The organism is bacterium, assembly GCA_035380285.1.
In the GTDB taxonomy this organism is placed as follows: Bacteria; Auribacterota; Erginobacteria; order Erginobacterales; family DAOSXE01; genus DAOSXE01.
Genome location: DAOSXE010000072.1, coordinates 1 through 3,252, shown reverse-complemented (window position 1 = coordinate 3,252; position 3,252 = coordinate 1). Strand labels below are relative to the sequence as shown.

Below are 3,252 nucleotides of genomic sequence, written 5' to 3'. Positions count from 1 at the left end.
TGTCGGCCGCGCCCCCGTACTGGACGCCTGACCCCGGCAGGTTGGCGGACATGATCTTGACCGTTTCCGCTCCGGCGGAACCGGACAGACCGATGCCCAGCAACGGGATCAAGAGAAGATGCAGCTTCTGCGCCAATCTCACCAGAGAACCTCCCCGCGGCGCGAGCCTACGCCCACGCCAACACCGAAATCTACCCCAGCGGCGGTATATTGTCCACGCCTTAATTAAATAAGTTGACGCCTGTTTTTCGGGGAGGGTTCGTTGCTTCCTCCCCCGGGTTCGTTCAGCGGGCGACCGGCATGTCTCCCGGGCGCCCGTAGAAGAAGGAGGTCCGGTTCCGGATCAGCCATTTGGAGAGGTAGGCCCGGTAAATCGCGGAAACATCGTCGCCGCCGCCGGAGTAATCTCCGGGGATGGGAAGGTCGCCGGCGGCGCCATAATAAAGCCGTGTCAACCCGTGCACGGCCCAGAGTCCGGTGGCGGGCCGGAAGACTGCGGCCCGGCTCAGGCCGGACCCGTCCTCGAAGCGGGTGGGGATATCGCCCTCCCGGCCCAGGTAGAAACGGGTGATGCCGTAGATGAACCACAAGCCTTTTTTACCCCGGTAGAGGGCGATATCGGCTGTCCCGTCTCCGTCATAGTCTCCGGCTACGGGGATATCGCGCTCGGCACCGAACCAGACCTTGCTTATCCCCCGCAGGGCCCAGAGGTTGATGTGAGGGCGGTAGATTCCCGAATCGACGGTTCCGTCCCCATCGTAATCGGCGGCGGCGGCGATGTCGTTCGCCCCTCCGAAATAGAACCTGGTCAGGGCGCGGACGTTCCAGAGAGCGGCCGAGGGCCGGAAAACGGCGGGAGCGTCGGTGCCGGTACCGCTATAATCGCCGGGGATGGGGATATCCCCTTGTGCCCCGAAATAGACATTTCCCAGATTACGCACGGCCCAGAGCCCGGTGGCCGGGCGGAAAACGGCCGGGTCGGCGGTTCCATCCCCGTTATAATCTCCGCCGGCGATCATGACCGGGACCGGGGTGGGCGGCGGAGCCGGGAGATCGCCGCAGGTCACGCCTTCGTAATCGGTGCCGTAGCTCAGTTTGCGCGGTTGATGGACGTGGAATGTTTGGGTAGGCGTGTCCCAGTAAATCTGCCACAGGCGATCGTTGATTTCCGGGATATTTTTATTCCCGGTCACGCCCCAGAGCAATCCATCGCACCCTATGCCTAGACCTTCAACGTCCTGAACCATTACCCCCAGATCGGGATCGTAGATCCTCCCGATGAGGACGGGTTCTCCGGTAGCGACATCGACCTTCGCAATGGCGTCCCCATGACCGCTCTTATTCATCACGACGAACATGTGCCCGTCGGCGGGGTTGAAGGCGATATCGTCGATATCGTCGGCGCCGGAGGGCAGCGGCTCGACGACGAGGTAATCGTCCCCGTTGAAGATCCCGGGCACGGCCTGCCCGGTCGTCAGGTCGATCTGGATGAGGAGATCTGGGCCATCGCGCCGCACGCTGGCCCAGAGATTACCCGCGGGATCGAAAGAAAGGCCGTCGATGTCGACTACGTCGATCCACCCTAGACGTCCGTAGATTTTCCCCACGGGATAGGGATATTGGAAAAATTCCCCGTTTCCGGAGTCAAAAGTCCCGAGATAATCGTAATTAACCCCATATAGCTCGCCGTCGAATCGGTTATAGGCGATCGATTCGATTCCGGAGGTGCCGGTGGTGGGCCCGAGAGGCTGTTCGTTGGTTGCGGGGTCGAAATCCCAAGTTTTAACCGCCGCCAGCATATTCTTGTAATCTCCGGCCGGTCCGTTTTGGGCGATGACGTAGCAGCGGCAGGCCGGTGAAGGAGAAGGGACAGCCGGGGTCGGGGTCCGGACGGGTGTCGGGGGCGCGGTTTTGACCGGGGTCGGGGTCCGGACGGGTGTCGGGGGCGCGGTTTTGACCGGGGTCGGGGTCCGGACGGGTGTCGGGGGCGCGGTTTTGACCGGGGTCGGAGTTTTGTGCGGGGTCGGCGAAGGGGTTTTCGACGGCGCTGTCGGCGTGGGAGACGGGGTATGGTGAATCGGCGAAGGCGTAGAGGTCGGGGTCGCGGAAGGCGTCGGGGTGGATGAAGGTGAAGGGGCGGCTTGAGCGCAGCTCCCGAACATGACCAGGGTGACGTCGTCGGTGACAAGGTGTGTAGCGGGGTTACTGGTGGCATGTCTCAACCAGCCGGAGTAAACGCCCGGCGACGAAGCTTGACTGATGCCGACCAGGCTGGGTGAGCCGATGTGCCCGACGTTCATGATGTCGTTCGAGGCGATTTGAGACAAGGGCGTTCCGTCCATGACCAGGTTGTACAGGCCGGAGAAAATAGGGGCCGAACCTGGCCCGCTGTCGCAATTCAGCGCCGACAACAGCATCAAGCGTCCCGGCCGGGCCTGAGCAACGGAAATTGCGCTTCCGGGAACATCGGTCAAGACCGTCCAATCGGTTTCGACCGGGGAAGTCACCGTCGCCTGTTCGGCCTCGATGACGATATTCCCGAGCGCGCCGTTATCGGCCAGGGCGATAGCCATCAGGGTGCCGTTGAACGAGCGGATCCCTACCAGTTCGGAATCGGTGGAATGCCTGACCGTTATCAGGTGGGGGCCCGGGGCCAGGACATCGGAAAGTCCGTGAACGGAGATGGCCCCGATATCGTCGGCTCCCGCCAGATATTTGCTGATCGTGGTCCCGACCGGGGACCCGTCGATTTCGAGTTCCCAGGAGCCGGTGCAGCCGGCGGCCGGTCCCGGGCCGGTGGAAGCGTTGATGGCCAGTGATGCCAGGATCTTTCCTCCGATATCGAGATCGACGGTCGTACTCAAACCCGCGACGAGCACCGGGATAGTGCTGGAAGTGAAATCTCCGGCCCCGCCTAGCTCGGCCTCGCCGTAATTCAACTCGAACTCGTCTCCGTACGATATCAGCGGCATGGCGACGAGATCGATGTTATTGCTCGTGATCCCGTAGGAGGCGTCGCTGGTGGCGTGCCTGAGAGCGATAGTATGGTTACCGGAACTCAGGCCGGTAAATATGGTGAAGACCCCCAGCGCCCCATGATCGATGGCCGAAAGCAGATGGCGTTCGAGCGGCTGACTGCTGGCGCTCCCATCGGCTTGCAGGTCGTAAACGGCATTTCTCGGTGCTCCCCCCTTCGAGGGGAAACAGTTGGTGGATGCGAAGACCGCTATCGGTCCTTCAACCGGCAGATAG

General features: G+C 62.2%; 1 protein-coding gene. It reads right to left on the bottom strand.

Going from position 1 to position 3,252, the window contains the following annotated elements; translation table 11 throughout:
- Window positions 1-284 precede the first annotated feature (284 nt).
- Window positions 285-3,252, bottom strand: a 2,968-nt coding sequence (locus PLZ73_12710; protein HOO78734.1) for a hypothetical protein, incomplete at its 5' end; no start/stop codon positions are given.